At 68.2% G+C, this 16,179-nt stretch carries 13 protein-coding genes; 5 read left to right on the forward strand and 8 right to left on the reverse strand.

Annotation, left to right across the window (positions count from 1 at the left end):
- Position 1 precedes the first annotated feature (1 nt).
- Together BN976_RS10800 and BN976_RS10805 are read right to left on the reverse strand one after the other, a co-directional pair.
- Positions 2–1,885: an MFS transporter gene (locus BN976_RS10800; protein WP_036370687.1), complete on the reverse strand. Its 1,884-nt coding sequence runs from the start codon at positions 1,883–1,885 to the stop codon at positions 2–4.
- A gap of 100 nt (positions 1,886–1,985) precedes the next feature.
- The gene (locus BN976_RS10805) at positions 1,986–3,254 is read right to left on the reverse strand and encodes a multidrug effflux MFS transporter (protein WP_036370690.1); all 1,269 of its coding nucleotides are present in this window, start codon (positions 3,252–3,254) and stop codon (positions 1,986–1,988) included.
- A gap of 143 nt (positions 3,255–3,397) precedes the next feature.
- Here BN976_RS10805 and BN976_RS10810 point away from each other — a divergent pair, with 143 nt between their 5' ends.
- Both BN976_RS10810 and BN976_RS10815 read left to right on the forward strand, forming a co-directional pair.
- The gene (locus tag BN976_RS10810) at positions 3,398–4,141 is read left to right on the forward strand and encodes a hypothetical protein (RefSeq protein WP_036370692.1); all 744 of its coding nucleotides are present in this window, start codon (positions 3,398–3,400) and stop codon (positions 4,139–4,141) included.
- 254 nt (positions 4,142–4,395) lie between these two features.
- Positions 4,396–8,079, forward strand: a complete 3,684-nt coding sequence (locus BN976_RS10815) for a multifunctional oxoglutarate decarboxylase/oxoglutarate dehydrogenase thiamine pyrophosphate-binding subunit/dihydrolipoyllysine-residue succinyltransferase subunit (RefSeq protein ID WP_235622048.1) — start codon at positions 4,396–4,398, stop codon at positions 8,077–8,079.
- Positions 8,080–8,124: 45 nt separating this feature from the next.
- Here BN976_RS10815 and BN976_RS10820 read toward each other — a convergent pair whose 3' ends face one another.
- Positions 8,125–8,478 (reverse strand): DUF732 domain-containing protein, encoded by a 354-nt coding sequence (locus BN976_RS10820; RefSeq protein ID WP_036370696.1) that lies wholly within the window; start codon positions 8,476–8,478, stop codon positions 8,125–8,127.
- Between the two features lie 132 nt (positions 8,479–8,610).
- Between BN976_RS10820 and BN976_RS10825 the strand changes: the two genes are divergently transcribed.
- A complete protein-coding gene (locus tag BN976_RS10825) occupies positions 8,611–9,441 on the forward strand; it encodes an SDR family NAD(P)-dependent oxidoreductase (protein WP_011781632.1) in 831 nt (276 codons plus the stop codon).
- 20 nt (positions 9,442–9,461) lie between these two features.
- Here BN976_RS10825 and BN976_RS10830 read toward each other — a convergent pair whose 3' ends face one another.
- Both BN976_RS10830 and BN976_RS10835 read right to left on the reverse strand, forming a co-directional pair.
- On the reverse strand, positions 9,462–10,283 hold the full coding sequence (locus tag BN976_RS10830; RefSeq protein ID WP_084182280.1) for a glycine betaine ABC transporter substrate-binding protein: 822 nt from the start codon (positions 10,281–10,283) through the stop codon (positions 9,462–9,464).
- Positions 10,284–10,332: 49 nt separating this feature from the next.
- Positions 10,333–11,502, reverse strand: a complete 1,170-nt coding sequence (locus BN976_RS10835) for an NAD(P)-dependent malic enzyme (protein WP_036370699.1) — start codon at positions 11,500–11,502, stop codon at positions 10,333–10,335.
- A 144-nt stretch (positions 11,503–11,646) separates the two neighbouring features.
- On the opposite strand from BN976_RS10835, the gene corA reads away from it, so the two are divergent.
- Positions 11,647–12,771: a magnesium/cobalt transporter CorA gene (gene corA, locus BN976_RS10840; RefSeq protein WP_036370701.1), complete on the forward strand. Its 1,125-nt coding sequence runs from the start codon at positions 11,647–11,649 to the stop codon at positions 12,769–12,771.
- A gap of 210 nt (positions 12,772–12,981) precedes the next feature.
- Here the strand turns inward: corA and BN976_RS10845 are convergent, their stop codons facing one another.
- The 3 genes from BN976_RS10845 to BN976_RS10855 all read right to left on the reverse strand — a co-directional run bounded on the left by BN976_RS10845 (position 12,982) and on the right by BN976_RS10855 (position 15,394).
- A complete protein-coding gene (locus tag BN976_RS10845) occupies positions 12,982–13,575 on the reverse strand; it encodes a suppressor of fused domain protein (RefSeq protein ID WP_036370703.1) in 594 nt (197 codons plus the stop codon).
- Positions 13,572–14,747: an ABC transporter ATP-binding protein gene (locus BN976_RS10850; RefSeq protein WP_036371323.1), complete on the reverse strand. Its 1,176-nt coding sequence runs from the start codon at positions 14,745–14,747 to the stop codon at positions 13,572–13,574. Before BN976_RS10850 ends, BN976_RS10845 begins: the two co-directional genes overlap by 4 nt.
- A 119-nt stretch (positions 14,748–14,866) precedes the next feature.
- Entirely contained in the window at positions 14,867–15,394 is a 528-nt protein-coding gene (locus BN976_RS10855) for a YflT domain-containing protein (protein ID WP_036370705.1), read from the reverse strand.
- Between the two features lie 127 nt (positions 15,395–15,521).
- Between BN976_RS10855 and BN976_RS10860 the strand changes: the two genes are divergently transcribed.
- Complete coding sequence (locus tag BN976_RS10860; RefSeq protein ID WP_036370708.1) at positions 15,522–16,178, forward strand: DUF4190 domain-containing protein; 657 nt, start codon at positions 15,522–15,524, stop codon at positions 16,176–16,178.
- Position 16,179: the final 1 nt, after the last annotated feature.

Here is a 16,179-nt window from a genome sequence, read left to right on the forward strand (position 1 = left end):
GCTAGTCGCGCGAATGCCTGCCCCGCGAGACGCCGCGACCGTCCTCGCTGGGGGTGACGTGAAAGCCGTTGCGGCCCTGCCCTGTCGGGTCGTCCGACGGCTTCGGCGGGTCGAGCAGTTGATCGAGGATGCTGCGCCATTCCCGGTCGGGATGCGATGTCGGATCGGCGTGATCCCGCCGCGGCGCTGACTCCGGCGCCGGATACCCGCCGCCGTCGTGCATGGGTTCGGTGACCGGGTCGAGCACGTCGGTGTCGGCCGCCGCGTCGACGGTGTCGGCCTCCTGCGCCGGCCTGCGCGGTTCCGCGCCGTCGTCCCAGGGCACCTCGTACTCGACGTACTCGTCCTCCCCGTCGGCCCAGTAGAGCTCATCGTCGGAGTCGAACGCCGGCACCGGTTCGGCCGTCTCCTGCGGCCGCCGCGGGGGTGCCGGGAGCCGGTCCCCCAGGCCCATCAGGAACAGCGCGGCGATGACGCCGAACAACGCCACGAAGGCCGGCAGCAGCATCGCCTGCGACATCGCCGCGGCGAACGGCGCGTGCAGGAATGCCGGCAGCTGCCCGGCCTGACCCTCCACCGGTACCGGCGCCTCACCCGGGATCTTCGCCGAGAGCTGCGAGGCCAGCAGTGCCGCCATGGCCGCGCTGCCGAGCACCGACCCCACCTGCCTGGTGGTGTTGTAGACGCCGGAGCCCGCCCCCGCCAGCTGCGGCGGCAGATTCCTGGTGGCGGTGGCCGCCAGCGGCGACCAGATGAACGCCATCGCCACACCCATCGCCGTCAACGGCACCACCAGACGCCAGATCGGCGTGGACGGCGTCATCTCGATCGAGAGCCACGTCAGGCCGATCGCCATCAGCGCGAAACCGAACCCGACCACCGACCGGGGATGTGAACGGTCGACGAGCTTTCCGACCAACGGCGCCAACACCCCGGTCGCCACCGCCATCGGCGCGGTCAGCAGCGCGGCCTGCGTCGGGGTGAGCCCGCAGACGGACTGGGCGTAGAACATCAGCGGCAGGATCATCCCGGTCGCGACGAACCCGATCGTCGCCACCCCGAGGTTCGACATCGAGAAGTTGCGGTCTCCGAAGATGATCAGCGGGATCAGCGGCTCGCCGGTGTTGACCGACTGCCAGTACAGGAAGGCCGCCATCACCGCGATGCCGATCCCGATCGTCGCCCAGATCCACGGTGCCCAATCGTGCGACTGGCCCTCCTGCAACGCGAACACGATCAGGAACAACGCGACGCCGGACAGCACCACACCCGGAAGGTCGAAACGCTGCGCCCGCGCAGTGGGCAGCGACGGCACCAGCCAGACCGCCAGCGCGAAGCCGAGCACCCCGACGGGCAGGTTGACGATGAAGATCCACTGCCAGCCCAGGCTGTCCACCAGTACACCGCCGGCCAGCGGCCCGGCCAGCGTCGCCACGCCCGCGGTGGCGCCCCACACGCTCATCGCCACTCCACGGTTGTGCGCCGGGAACGTACGGGTGATCACCGTCAGCGTCTGCGGGGTGAGCAGCGCGGCCCCCACACCCTGGAGCACACGGGCGGCGACCAGCATGCCGATGCTGTCGGAAAGGCCACACCACAGCGATGCGGCGGTGAACACCGCCAGACCGACGAGGTACACCGTCTTGAGCCCGTATCTGTCCCCGAGCCGGCCCGACACCAGCAGCGGAACGGCGTAGGCGAGGAGGTAGGCGCTCGTCACCCAGATCACCGCGTCGTAGTCAGCGCCCAGCTGCGCCATGATCGCGGGATTGGCGACGGGCACGATCGTGGCGTCGACCAGGATCATGAAGAACCCGATCAGCAGCGCCCACAGGGCGGGCCAGGGGTCGGCGCCCCGGACACGGGCCGTCACGGTCTCGAACATGGTGGGATTCAGCCAGAAGTCAATCGGGAGAAGAACAGTTCGGCCCGACGCTACGGTCCGGCGGTGGTCCCGACAAGTCCGCAGCCGCGCCCGCGCGCCGTCATGCAGGTTCGGCGACGGCCTCACCAGGCACTGCGGCGGGCGCAGTGTTGCGATGCACACCGGTGACCAGAAGCGCGGTCAGCGCGACGATGACGCCGGCGGCCATCACGACCGCCATCGCGAGTTCGTCGTTACCCAGCACACCGACCACGGGGGCGATCGCCGCGCCCATCCCGAACTGCACCGCGCCCAGCAACGCGGCCGCGGTGCCGGCCGCGTCCGGGTGGCGGGTCAGTGCGACCGCCGGGGCGTTGGGGATCACCAGGCCCATCGCGGCCAGGATGGCCCACACCGGGATCACGAAACCCCACAGTCCACCGATGTGGGCAGCCGCCAGCGCCACGAAGACGGCGCCGGACACCGATGCCGCGACCAGCGCCCACACCATGATCTGCTGGGGCGCGAACCGCTTCAGCAGCACCACGTTGAACTGAGTCGTGCCGATCAGCGCGATCGCCCCCGCGCCGAACACCAGCGCGAACGCCGTCTGGTCCAGGCCGAACCGGCCCTGCAGCACGAACGAGGCGCCCGCGATGTAGGCGAACAGGCCCGACATGCCCAGCGCTCCGACGAACACCAGGATCACGAACCGGACGTCACGCAGAAGCTCGAGATAGGTCAGCGCGATACCGCGCGCCTCCAAAGGACGCCGGTGGTCGGCGGGCAGGGTCTCGGGAAGCGCCAGGACGGACATCACGAGCAGCGCCGCCGCGACCACGACGAGCGCGGCGAACACCCAGTGCCAGGACCCGTGCAGCAGCACCGCCGCCCCGAACGAGGGCGCGAGCACCGGCGCGACGCCGAGCACCAACATGAGCCGCGACATGACCGTCGCCGCGACGTTGTCCTTGTACAGGTCACCGACGACGGCGATGGCCACCACCATCCCCGCGGCCGCACCCATGCCCTGCAGGCCGCGGGCGACGCCGAGCACCGTGATGTTCGGCGCGAACAGGCAGAGCAGCGACGCCAGCATGTGCAGCACGATCCCCGCGAACAACGGCCTGCGGCGGCCCAACGAATCCGACAGCGGCCCGATGACCAGCTGACCGATGGCCAGTCCGGCCAATGTCCCGGTCAGCGTGAGCTGCGCGACCGACGAGGACACCGAGAGTTCCTCGGCGATCTTCGGCAGCGCGGGCAGATACATGTCGATGGTCAGCGGGCCCAGCGCCACCAGAAGTCCGAGTACCAGGATCATCCGGGTACGGCCGGGCGGCGCCACGAGTCCCGGTTGCCTCACATCCACGTCAGGGGATATTGCCATGCAAATGGTTAGCGACGCTTCCCAATAAATCCTTCCCCGAATCGCCAACCGTGACCGCGATCACGTCCGGGCACGTGGCGGGCACCGCCGTTCGTTGCACAGAAGCTAGCCTGAGATCAGGTTCACACCGGGAGGAAGCACCCATGTTTGCCAGGTCACGCGGGAAGCGTCAGCCGCCCGCCGTCGTCGACGAGGATCCGGGCGCCGCCGCCAAGGTGCTCTCCCAGATCATCGAGCGCGGCGCACGCGTGCAGGGTCCCGCCGTCAAGGCCTATGTGGAGCGTCTGCGTGACAACAACCCCGGCGCCACACCGGCCGAGATCATCGACAAGCTGGACAAGAAGTACCTGGCCGCGGTGATGGCCAGCGGCGCGGCGGTCGGGTCGACCGCCGCCTACCCCGGCATCGGCACGCTGGTGGCGATGTCGGCCGTCGCCGGCGAGACGGTCGTGTTCCTGGAGGCGACGGCGCTCTACGTGCTCGCCATCGCCGAGGTGCACGGCATCCCCGCCGAGCACCGCGAGCGTCGCCGCGCCCTGGTGCTGTCGGTCCTCGTCGGTGAGGACAGCAAGCGTGCCGTGGCCGACCTGCTCGGTTCCGGACGCACCAGCGGAGCGTGGGTGTCCGACGGGGCGGCCACGCTGCCGCTGCCCGCGCTGTCGCAGCTGAACTCGCGACTGCTGAGGTACTTCGTCAAGCGGTACACGCTCAAGCGCGGTGCGCTGGCGTTCGGCAAGATGCTGCCGGTCGGGATCGGCGCGGTCGTCGGTGGCGTCGGCAACCGGTTCATGGGCAAGAAGATCATCGCCAACGCGCACAACGCGTTCGGCGCCGCGCCGGCGCGCTGGCCCTCGCCGCTGCACCTGCTGCCCGCGCCGCGACCGTAGCCCGCCGGGGGCGCCCGTGCCGTGGTCGGCCCGGCAGTTCGACAGGTGACCTCAATGACCATAACCACGTTGCCTGGTCGCCTCGGAGACCGAAGCGCTAGCCTTTAGAAGGCGGAACGCGGGGTAACCGCACACCGGGTCGAAAAGGGGTGGCCGGCTGCCGCGGGGTGCTGGCCCGAAGCGAAGAATTGAGGCGAAAAGCAGCCGTGAACTCACCTTCACCATTCGGTCAGAACGAGTGGTTGGTCGAAGAGATGTACCGCAAGTTCCGCGAGGATCCGTCGTCGGTCGACCCGAGTTGGCACGAGTTCCTCGTCGACTACTCCCCCGAACCCACCAATGACGCCCCCGCAGGCAACGGCAAGCCGGCCGCTGCGCCCACCGCACCGCCGGAACCCGCTTCGGCTCCGGCCCCCAAACCCGCGAGCACCAACGGTGGCGCCCCGCCCGCCAAGGCCGACACGTCGACCACCCGGGCCCCCGAGAAGAAGCCGGAGGAGAAGACCTCGCCGGCACCCAAGGCCAAGACCGCCGCACCGGCCGGCGTGTCCGACGACGACGAGACCCAGGTGCTGCGCGGCGCCGCTGCCGCCGTGGTCAAGAACATGTCCGCCTCGCTGGACGTGCCGACCGCGACGAGCGTGCGTGCCATCCCGGCCAAGGCGATGATCGACAACCGGATCGTCATCAACAACCACCTCAAGCGCACCCGGGGCGGCAAGATCTCGTTCACCCACCTGCTGGGGTACGCGATCGTGCAGGCGGTCAAGAAGTTCCCCAACATGAACCGGCACTTCGCCGAGATCGACGGCAAGCCGGTTGCGGTCACACCAGCCCACACGAACCTGGGCCTGGCGATCGACCTGCCCGGCAAGGACGGGAAGCGCTCGCTGGTGGTCGCCGCGATCAAGAACTGCGAGACCATGCACTTCGGTCAGTTCATCGCGGCCTACGAGGACATCGTGCGTCGCGCCCGCGACGGCAAACTGACCGCCGAAGACTTTGCGGGCGTGACGATTTCGCTGACCAACCCCGGCACCATCGGCACCGTCCACTCGGTACCGCGGCTGATGCAGGGCCAGGGCGCGATCGTCGGTGCCGGCGCGATGGAGTACCCGGCGGAGTTCCAGGGCGCCAGCGAGGAGCGCATCGCCGAACTCGGCGTGGGCAAGCTGATCACGCTGACGTCGACCTACGACCACCGCCTCATTCAGGGCGCGGAGTCCGGCGATTTCCTGCGCACCATTCACACCCTGCTGCTCGACGACGAGTTCTACGACGAGATCTTCCGCGAACTGGGCATCCCCTACGAGCCGGTGCGCTGGCGCATCGACAACCCGGATTCCATCGAGGACAAGAACGCCCGCGTCATCGAGCTCATCGCCGCCTACCGCAACCGTGGCCACCTGATGGCCGACATCGACCCGCTGCGGCTGGACAAGACCCGCTTCCGCAGCCACCCCGACCTCGACGTCAACACCCACGGGCTGACGCTGTGGGACCTCGACCGCGAGTTCAAGGTCAACGGTTTCGCCGGCAAGACCCACAAGAAGCTGCGCGACATCCTGGGTCTGCTGCGCGACGCGTACTGCCGCCACATCGGCGTGGAGTACACCCACATCCTCGAGCCCGAGCAACAGCAGTGGCTGCAGGAGCGCATCGAGGTCAAGCACGAGAAGCCCACGGTCGCCGAGCAGAAGTACATCTTGAGCAAGCTCAACGCCGCCGAGGCGTTCGAGACCTTCCTGCAGACCAAATACGTTGGGCAGAAACGGTTCTCACTCGAAGGAGCGGAGACCGTCATCCCGATGATGGACGCCGCGATCGACCAGTGCGCCGAACACGGTCTCGATGAGGTCGTCATCGGGATGCCGCACCGCGGCCGGCTCAACGTGCTGGCCAACATCGTCGGCAAGCCGTACTCGCAGATCTTCACCGAGTTCGAGGGCAACCTGAACCCGTCGCAGGCCCACGGCTCCGGTGACGTGAAGTACCACCTGGGCGCCAACGGCACCTACATCCAGATGTTCGGCGACAACGACATCGACGTGTCGCTGGTCGCCAACCCCAGCCACCTCGAGGCCGTCGACCCGGTGCTGGAAGGACTGGTCCGCGCCAAGCAGGACATCCTGGACAAGGGCAACGGCCCAGACGGCTTCACCGTCGTGCCGATGATGCTGCACGGTGACGCGGCGTTCGCCGGACAGGGTGTGGTCGCCGAAACACTGAACCTGGCCCTGCTGCGCGGCTACCGCACCGGCGGGACGATCCACATCATCGTCAACAACCAGATCGGCTTCACCACGTCCCCGTACGACTCGCGGTCGTCGGAGTACTGCACCGACGTCGCCAAGATGATCGGCGCCCCGATCTTCCACGTCAACGGCGACGACCCCGAAGCCTGCGTCTGGGTGGCCAAGCTGGCCGTCGACTTCCGGCAGAAGTTCAAGAAGGACGTCGTCATCGACATGCTCTGCTACCGCAGGCGCGGCCACAACGAGGGCGACGACCCGTCGATGACGCAGCCGACCATGTACGACGTCATCGACACCAAGCGCGGCGTGCGCAAGAGCTACACCGAGGCGCTGATCGGTCGCGGCGACATCTCGATGAAGGAAGCCGAAGACGCGCTGCGCGACTACCAGGGCCAGCTCGAGCGGGTGTTCAACGAGGTACGCGAGCTGGAGAAGCACGCGATCGCACCCAGTTCGTCGGTGGAGTCCGACCAGATGGTCCCTGCCGGCATGAGCACCGCGGTCGACAAGTCGCTGCTGGCCCGCATCGGTGACGCGCACCTGGGCTACCCCGACGACTTCAACGTCCACCCGCGCGTCAAGCCGGTGCTGGAGAAGCGCCGAGAGATGGCCTACGAGGGCAAGGTCGACTGGGCCTTCGCCGAACTGCTGGCCCTCGGCACGTTCCTCGCCGAAGGCAAGACGATCCGCTTCACCGGGCAGGACACCAGGCGCGGCACGTTCACCCAGCGGCATTCGGTGATCATCGACCGCCAGACCGGGCGCGAGTTCACCCCGCTGGACCTGCTCACCGTCGACTCCGACGGCAACCCGACCGGCGGCAAGTTCATGGCGTACGACTCGGCGCTGTCGGAGTTCGCGGCGGTCGGCTTCGAGTACGGCTACTCGGTCGGCAACCCGAACGCATTGGTGTTGTGGGAGGCGCAGTTCGGTGACTTCGTCAACGGCGCGCAGTCGATCATCGACGAGTTCATCAGCTCCGGTGAGGCCAAGTGGGGCCAGCTCTCCGACGTGGTGCTGCTGTTGCCGCACGGCCACGAGGGCCAGGGCCCGGACCACACGTCGGGCCGCATCGAGCGGTTCCTGCTGTTGTGGGCCGAGGGCTCGATGACCATCGCGATGCCGTCCACGCCGGCGAACTACTTCCATCTGCTGCGCCGCCACGGGCTCGACGGAATCCACCGGCCGCTGATCGTGTTCACGCCGAAGTCGATGCTGCGCAACAAGGCTGCGGTCAGCGATCTGAAGGACTTCACCGAGATGAAGTTCCGGTCGGTGCTGGAGGAGCCCACCTACACCGAGGGCACCGGAGACCGGAGCAAGGCCAAGCGGATCCTGCTGACCAGCGGCAAGCTGTACTACGAGCTGGCGGCGCGCAAGAGCAAGGAGGGTCGCGACGATGTGGCGATCCTGCGGCTGGAACAGTTGGCCCCGCTGCCGAAGCGTCGGCTCGCCGCGACGCTGGACGAGTACCCGAACGCCGAACAGTACTTCTGGGTGCAGGAGGAGCCGGCGAACCAGGGGGCGTGGCCGACGCTGGGGTTGACGTTGCCCGAAGTGCTTCCGGAGAAGCTTGCGGGCATCAAGCGGATCTCGCGGCGCGCGATGTCGGCCCCGTCGTCGGGCTCGTCGAAGGTGCACGCCGTCGAGCAGCAGGAGATCATCGACGAAGCCTTCGGCTGACGTCCGCACCGCGAACGCGCGGGCACGGCCGTCGGGCGGCGGCGGTCAGCGCAAGAACGAGAACGGGACGCCGTCGGTCATGGCGCTGACCGCGCGCGGGCAGAAGATCGAGATGGCAAGGCCGGTGAACATCGTCGCCGGCCCGAGCGGGCGCCCGAGCGCGTCGGCGACATCGGCGGCGACGTTGGCCGCGTTCTGCCCCGGTTCGGACAGCATCGGGCACACGGTCTGGCCGACCCGCATCGCCGTCGCCGGATCGATGTCGCCGAGTCGATAGTGCTGCAGCGTCGCGATGAACGCATCGGTCGTCGGGTCGGCTTGTGCGGGGGCCGCCGACATCGTCGCGGCCACCGTGGCCGCGACGACCAGCGCGGCGACGACCGGGTACGTCAACTTCATGCACTTACTGTCGCGGAAGTCGGCTCCGGCATTACCGCGGCGCGACCTTCGCCGCCCTCACCTGGACGGGACCGCGGGTACCGGTAGGCTGGCACTCACTCAACACGCGTACAACAACACCAGGGAGTGGCTATGGAGGGATTCGCGGGCAAGGTGGCTGTCGTCACCGGCGCCGGTTCGGGCATCGGTCAGGCGCTGGCGATCGAGCTGGGCCGGTCCGGAGCTCGCGTCGCGATCAGCGACGTCGACACCGAGGGGCTCGCCGTCACCGAGGAACGCCTCAAGGCCATCGGCGCCCAGGTGAAGTCCGACCGCCTCGACGTCACCGAACGCGAGACCTTCCTGCTCTACGCCGACGACGTCGCCGAGCACTTCGGCAGCGTCAACCAGATCTACAACAACGCCGGAATCGCGTTCACCGGCGATATCGAGATCACCCAGTTCAAGGACATCGAGCGCGTGATGGACGTCGACTACTGGGGTGTCGTCAACGGCACCAAGGCATTCCTGCCGCATCTGATCGCCTCCGGCGACGGCCACGTCGTCAACGTCTCCAGCGTGTTCGGCCTCTTCTCGGTGCCGGGGCAGGCCGCCTACAACTCGGCGAAGTTCGCCGTCCGCGGTTTCACCGAGGCGCTCCGGCAGGAGATGGCGCTCGCCGGCCACCCCGTGAAGGTCTCCTGCGTACACCCCGGCGGCATCAAGACCGCGATCGCGCGCAACGCTTCCGCCGCAGAGGGGCTCGACGCCGAAGAACTCGCCAAGGCCTTCGACAAGAAGCTCGCCAGCACCACCCCGGAGAAGGCCGCCAAGATCATCCTCGACGGCGTCCGCAAGAACAGGGCCCGCATACTGGTCGGCAACGACGCCAAGGTGTTCGACGTCGTCGTCCGCGTCCTCGGCGCGGGATACCAGAGCCTGTTCCCCAAGGCGGTCGCCCGGCTGACACCGCCGGCCAAATAGGGTCGCGGCCCCGCGCCGCTCTAGTTGCCGACGCCGAGCGGGTGTTCGTCCAGCCACTGCCCCGCCACAAGGCCGGGCTCGACGCCCTCGGCGACCTGCCGCCGCATGTCGGCCAACGACCCGGTGTCCAGGACACCGGCGATCTCGTTGAGCGCGAGCACCTGCGACTCGGTCAGCTCGTTGCGCCGATACAGCGGGACCAGGTTCTCGGCGCGGATCAGTGCCGTCTTATCCGACAGCACCACCACCTCCGAGGGCACATCGGGGGCCGCGGTCGTCGTCCACGCCACATCGAGCTGCCCGGCGCGCAGGGCCTCGAACATCGCCTCGGCGTCGGCGAATCGGCGTGCCTCCGGCAACCTGCACGTCCCGACCGACAACGGGTGCGCCGTGGACCCCACGGCGCCGACCGAGACGTCGTCGCACCGTCGGGTCACCGCGATGACGTCACGACCGCCCCACTCGTCGGCGGTCCGCTCGGTGACCGCCACCGCGGGTTTGTCCTCGGCGGCGGTGGTGTAGTCACCGGCCGCGACACCTTCGGGCAACACCGACAGCAGCGCCCGGTAGACCTGCACATCGGCGCGCGCGGACGCATCGGGGGCGAAGCGTTGCAGCAGTTGGCCGGTGAAGCCGGGCACCACCCGGATCTCCCCCGCGTCGAGCAGATCGAGCGGAGCATCCGTCACCTGCACGTGCGCCGGATTTCCGTAGAAGCGCAGGGCCGCCGCGTACAGGTGGGCGATCAGTTGCGACTCCGGATCGGCCGGGGCGCCGACCGGGATCGAGGGCGGCGGCGACTGACCACCGCACCCGGCCGCGATCGCCGCGGCCACCAGCACGCAAACCAGCCGTAGCCAGCCGCCCCGAAACCGCTTGCGGCTCAGTCGACTATTCCTCGGACGCTGCGGCGACCGCCGCCGCCACCGCGGGACCCACCCGCGGATCCAACGCACTCGGCACGATGTGGTCGACCGCGAGGTCGTCACCAACGACGGAGAAAATCGCTTCTGCCGCAGCAACTTTCATCTTCTCAGTGATCCGACGGGCGCCGGCGTCCAGTGCGCCGCGGAACACGCCGGGGAACGCCAACACGTTGTTGATCTGGTTCGGGAAGTCGCTGCGCCCGGTCGCCACCACCGCCGCGTACTTGCGCGCCGCATCGGGGTGGATCTCGGGGTCGGGGTTCGACAGCGCGAACACGATGCCGCCCGGCGCCATCGTCGCGATGATCTCCTCCGGAACGAGGCCCGCGGACACTCCGAGGAACATGTCGGCGCCGTCGAGCGCCTCGGCGATGCCGCCGGTGCGGCCCGCGGGGTTGGTGCGCTCGGCGAGTTCGGCCTTGAACGGGTTCAGGTCGCTGCGGCCGGTGTGGACGATGCCCTTGGAATCCAGCACCGTGACGTCGGGGATCCCCTTGGCCAGCAGGATGTTGGCACAGGCCACACCGGCGGCCCCGGCGCCGGAGATCACCACGCGCAGCGAGTGCATGTCGCGACCCAGCGCCTTGGCCGCACCGTGCAACGCCGCGAGCACGACGATCGCGGTGCCGTGCTGGTCGTCATGCATCACCGGGCAGTCGAGGGCTTCGATGACGCGCCGCTCGATCTCGAAGCACCGCGGCGCGGAGATGTCCTCCAGGTTGACCGCCCCGAAGGTCGGGCGCAACCGGATCAGGGTCTCGACGATCTCGTCGGGGTCGTTGGTATCGAGCACGATCGGGATCGAGTCCAACCCACCGAATGTCTTGAACAGCGCGCTCTTGCCCTCCATCACGGGCAGCGACGCCGCCGCGCCGATGTCACCGAGGCCGAGCACCGCGCTGCCGTCGCTGACGACGGCGACGAGTCGGTGCGCCCAGGTGTACCTGGCGGCCAGCGTCTTGTCCGCGGCGATGGCGCGGCTGACCTGCGCCACCCCCGGGGTGTAGGCGATCGACAACGCCCGCTGGGTGTCCAGCGGCGAGTTCAGTGCAACCGAGAGCTTGCCGCCCTCGTGGGCCTCGAAAATCTCGGCATCCTCGATAACGACCTGGGGCGTACGCACGGTTTCCACCACGGGCGTCAGGGTAACCGACCCCACAATCTCACAGGAACGGGTTCCCCCTTCGTGAGAAGAACAGGCCCGGTTGGGCGCGTACGATTTTCCGGTGCCCGCAGGGCATGCTTCAGCCGTACGCCCTGGAGAGGGGAGGTGACGCCCATGCCCTCGTTCCGCGCACTGCCGCCGTCCCTGGTCCGGCAGGCCTCGAAGTCGCGAACCGCCGGCCAGCCCAACCCCCCGATTCCGGACGCCAGGCGCATCCACGTCCCGGTTTCCCAGGCGATGGTCGACTGCGGCGTCTATTGCGAAGGGCAGCGGTTACCGGGCAAGTACACCCACGCCGCGGCGCTGGCCAAAGTCCACGAGCTCGAGGCCGACGGCAGGAAAGCGTTCGTCTGGATCGGCCTGCACGAACCCGACGAACACCAGATGCAGACCGTCGCCGACGTGTTCGGCCTGCACCAACTCGCCGTCGAGGACGCTGTGCACGCCCACCAGCGGCCCAAACTCGAGCGCTACGACAAGATGCTGTTCCTCGTGCTCAAGACCGTGACCTACGTGGAGCACGATTCGATTGCCAAGGTCCGCGAGATCGTCGAGACCGGCGAGATCATGATCTTCGTCGGCAGCGACTACGTCGTCACCGTGCGTCATGGTGAACACGGCGGGCTCGCCGGTGTACGCAAGCGGCTGGAGGCCTCGCCGGCGAACCTGCAACTGGGTCCCTACTCGGTGATGCACGCGATCGCCGACCATGTCGTGGACACCTACCTCGACGTCACCGATCTGATCGAAACCGACATCGACGCCATGGAGGAGGAGATCTTCTCCCCCCTGACAGCGACCAACATCGAGTCCATCTATCTGCTCAAACGTGAGGTGGTGGAACTGCGCCGGGCCGTCGGCCCACTGGCGACCGACCTGCAACGCATCGGAGCCGACCACGACGACCTGATCAACGTCGAGATCCGCCGGTACATGCGCGACGTACACGACCACACCATCAAGGCCTCGGAACGAATCGCCAGCTACGACGAACTGCTCAGCTCACTGGTGCAGGCGGCGCTCGGCAAGGTTGCGATGCAGCAGAACGTCGACATGCGCAAGATCTCGGCCTGGGTGGCGATCGCCGCCGTCCCGACCGCGATGGCAGGCATCTACGGGATGAACTTCGACCACATGCCCGAACTGCACTGGACCTTCGGATACCCCGCGGTCCTGATGGTCATGATCTCGGTGTGTCTGCTGCTGTATCGCAACTTCCGGCGCAACAACTGGCTCTGAGAAGTCGCAGCCGCGGGAGCAAGGCGTTCCGGCCGAACGAGCACTCCACGCGGTCTTTCACAGGATTTGGCGTACGGAATGCAACTTCGGCGCTGACGGCGGCCCGCCGCTCACGACGGACTGGCGGCCCGCCGCTCACGACGGACTGGCGGCCCGCCGCTCACGACGGACTGGCGGCCCGCCGCTCACGACGGACTGGCGGCCCGCCGCTCACGACGGACTGGCGGCCCGCCGCCGTGGGTCCGTGGGGTCGACCCCGTCCTGAACCCACGCCTCCCGCATCGCCTCGGCCCCCTTGAGCCGCACCCAGGCCGCCTCCGTCGCCGTGATCGGCACCGCCGAAAGCACCACGACGGGCGACAGCGGGTCAGGCAGGACGACGTCCTCGATGTCGCTGCGGCCCAACAGAAACGCCGTGAAGGGCGCACCCTCCCACAGCGGCATCTCCAGGTCCACCAGCGCATCGGGTGCCAGCACCAGACCCTCGACCGCCGGAGCCGCCGCGACGACCGCCACCGACCGCGACAATCCCGCCGGCGAAGGCCCCCGCAGCGCGACGACCACCTCCGCCCTGGGACCCTGCACAGGATCGGCGACCATCTCCGTCGGGTCCACCATCGGATACCGTGAGCATCCGAGCGAAACATAGTGCACCGCAACGTCTCCCGGCCCCGCGAAGCGCATCACGTCGATCCGGTCGGCACCCAGGAACGTGACGCTGGCCGTGTCCGGCTCGGCCGTGATGCCGTTGCGCACGAAGTGCTCCCGCACGTGCGCGCGGACCACGCCGAGGATGTCGCTCACGCACCGACCGCCGGAAGCGAGAGGTTGGCACCCGTGCGCGGATCGAAAAGCAGGACGTTGTCGGGATTCAGGGCCAGCTGCAGCGTCCGCCCCACCGCCGCACCGGACTGCGCCGGAACCCGTGCGACAAACTCGTTCTCACCGACCGTCGACTCAGCGGCGACCTCCGTGAGCTGCACCGCCTCGGCGCCGGGGCCGTCGACACCGAAATACACGTACTTGTCGGCGCCCAGCGACTCCACCATCTCGACCGTCACGTCGAAGACGAGCGCGCCGATCCTGGCATACGCGTCGATCACCGCGGCGTCCTCGAGGTGCTCAGGGCGGATCCCGGCGATCAGGTCATCGCAGGTCCGGTGACCCTTGAGTCGTTCGTACACCTGCCCGGTCAGCGGGATCTCGCCGAACGGCAGCCGAACACCGATCTCGGTCAGGGCTGCGGGAAAGAAGTTCATCGCCGGGGAGCCGATGAAGCCAGCGACGAACAGATTCGCAGGGCCGCGGTACAACTCGTCAGGTGTACCGATCTGCTGGACGGCACCGCCCAGCATCACCACCACGCGATCGCCGAGAGTCATCGCCTCCGTCTGGTCGTGGGTGACGTAGACGGTCGTCGTCCCGACTCTCTTCTGCAGCCGGGCGATCTCGCCGCGCATCTGGACCCGCAGCTTGGCGTCGAGATTGGACAGCGGCTCATCCATCAGGAACGCCTTCGGGTTTCGCACGATGGCGCGGCCCATCGCGACCCGCTGGCGCTGCCCGCCGGAAAGCTGGTCGGGTTTGCGGTCCAGAAGATCGGTCAGGTCAAGAGTTTTCGCGGTCTGCTCGACCTTCTCGGCGATCTCCTGCCTACTCAGCTTGGCCAGGGTCAGCGGGAACCCGATGTTCTGCCGCACAGTCATATGCGGGTAGAGCGCGTAGGACTGGAACACCATCGCGATGTCCCGGTCCTTCGTCGACCGCTCGTTGACCCGCTCGCCGTCGATGCGCAATTCACCGGACGTGATCTCCTCGAGCCCGGCGATCATGTTGAGCGTGGTGGATTTACCGCACCCCGACGGGCCGACCAGGATGACGAACTCGCCGTCGGCGACTGTGATCGACAGGTCCTTGACGGCCGCCGTACCGTCCGCATAGCTCTTGGTCACCCTGTCCAGAACGATCTCAGCCATCGAGCGCAAACCGTAGAGCGAAGAGAGTGCGACGCGCAACATTCTCCGTACGGGCGAGCGTGCGCAAAGTACGGATATCCACCGGCGTGGCGCCCGCAGACACGCACGCTCGCGGGGAGTTAGATGGTCAGTCGCGCGAGCAGATCCCGGCCACGCTCGGCGCTGCCCGGATCGCACAGCACGTCGTAACGTCCGGCGACCAGCTGCATCGTCGAGCTGAAATCTCTTGTGCCGCGAGCCATCGCGTAAGGGATCGCCGAGGTGATCAACCCGAAGAACACACCGGCGACCAGACCCGTGATGAGCGCACTCCACGGGTTGGGGCTGAAAAAGCCCAGAACGAGGCCGATGAACAGGCCCAGCCATGCACCGGTGAGCACCCCACCGCCGAGCACCTTCGGCCAGGTCAACCTGCCCGTCACCCGCTCGACCTGCATCAGGTCGACACCCACGATCGTGACGTGTTCGACCGGGAACTGTTGGTCCGACAGGTGATCGACCGCACGCTGCGCCTCGGCGTAGGTGGGGTAGGACCCGATCGGCCAGCCCTTCGGCGGAGTCGGCAAGCCCACCGGGCGACCCCGTCCCGCCGCCGGGCCACCGGCCGCCGCAGCGGGATTCTGTCCTGGCTGGAACGGACTGGTCATCGTCTCTGCACTCCTTCGGTACGTCCCATGCAAACGCTAGTCCTCTTGATCAACGCGCGGCACCCATTGAAGGTGCCCCGAGCCGGGTTCACCTCGGGTTACCTGCGCTTAGGCTAGGTTGATCAGCATGACAAGTTCGGACAACGACGCAGGCCGGGGCGAATCTTCGGATTCCACCGCAAGTGGGTCCGAGCCGTCCGCGGCCGGTTACGAACCGCCCCCCATCGAGCAGACGCAGAGCGCCCCGCCACCGGCCCAGGACTACCTCCCGCCGCCGGCCTACGACGCGCCGCCCGCCTACCCGCCGAGCCCCGGGTACGAACAGCAGCCCGGCTATCCGCCGTCGGGCGGTTTCGCGGCACCGGACTATCCGCCACCGCCCGCCGGCTATCCGCCGCCCTACCCCGACGCCGGACCGCCCCCGCCCTACCCGGGCTACGGCGCTCCCGGATACGGTGCGCCGTCCTATCCGCCCCCGCCGCCGTACGGGACGATGCCCGGCGGATACCCGCCTGCCGGTGGCTATCCGGATGCGGGCTACGGATACGGCGCGCCCGCCCCGCAGGGCACCAACTCGCTGGCGATCGCGTCGCTGGTGGCCTCATGCGTCGGCCTGTTCTGCTGTATCGGTTCGATCGCCGGCATCGCGATGGGCGTCATCGCGCTCAGCCAGATCAAACAGACCCGCGCCGAAGGCCAGGGTCTGGCCGTCGCCGGCATCATCGTCGGTGTCATCACCCTGCTGATCAGCGGCATCGCCACCGTTGCCGTGATGGCTTCCTGAC

The sequence above is a fragment of the Mycolicibacterium austroafricanum genome (assembly GCF_000612725.1).
Lineage (GTDB): Bacteria > Actinomycetota > Actinomycetes > Mycobacteriales > Mycobacteriaceae > Mycobacterium > Mycobacterium austroafricanum.

Bases quoted from the DNA above. Each gene is read 5' to 3' on its own strand.
- BN976_RS10855 (WP_036370705.1), bottom strand. From the start codon at position 15,394: ATGACCAGTCCGTTCCAGCCAGGACAGAATCCCGCTGCGGCGGCCGGT.
- BN976_RS10850 (WP_036371323.1), bottom strand. From the start codon at position 14,747: ATGGCTGAGATCGTTCTGGACAGGGTGACCAAGAGCTATGCGGACGGT.
- BN976_RS10860 (WP_036370708.1), top strand. From the start codon at position 15,522: ATGACAAGTTCGGACAACGACGCAGGCCGGGGCGAATCTTCGGATTCC.
- BN976_RS10825 (WP_011781632.1), top strand. From the start codon at position 8,611: ATGGAGGGATTCGCGGGCAAGGTGGCTGTCGTCACCGGCGCCGGTTCG.
- BN976_RS10805 (WP_036370690.1), bottom strand. From the start codon at position 3,254: ATGGCAATATCCCCTGACGTGGATGTGAGGCAACCGGGACTCGTGGCG.
- BN976_RS10815 (WP_235622048.1), top strand. From the start codon at position 4,396: ATGTACCGCAAGTTCCGCGAGGATCCGTCGTCGGTCGACCCGAGTTGG.
- BN976_RS10820 (WP_036370696.1), bottom strand. From the start codon at position 8,478: ATGAAGTTGACGTACCCGGTCGTCGCCGCGCTGGTCGTCGCGGCCACG.
- corA (WP_036370701.1), top strand. From the start codon at position 11,647: ATGCCCTCGTTCCGCGCACTGCCGCCGTCCCTGGTCCGGCAGGCCTCG.
- BN976_RS10810 (WP_036370692.1), top strand. From the start codon at position 3,398: ATGTTTGCCAGGTCACGCGGGAAGCGTCAGCCGCCCGCCGTCGTCGAC.
- BN976_RS10800 (WP_036370687.1), bottom strand. From the start codon at position 1,885: ATGTTCGAGACCGTGACGGCCCGTGTCCGGGGCGCCGACCCCTGGCCC.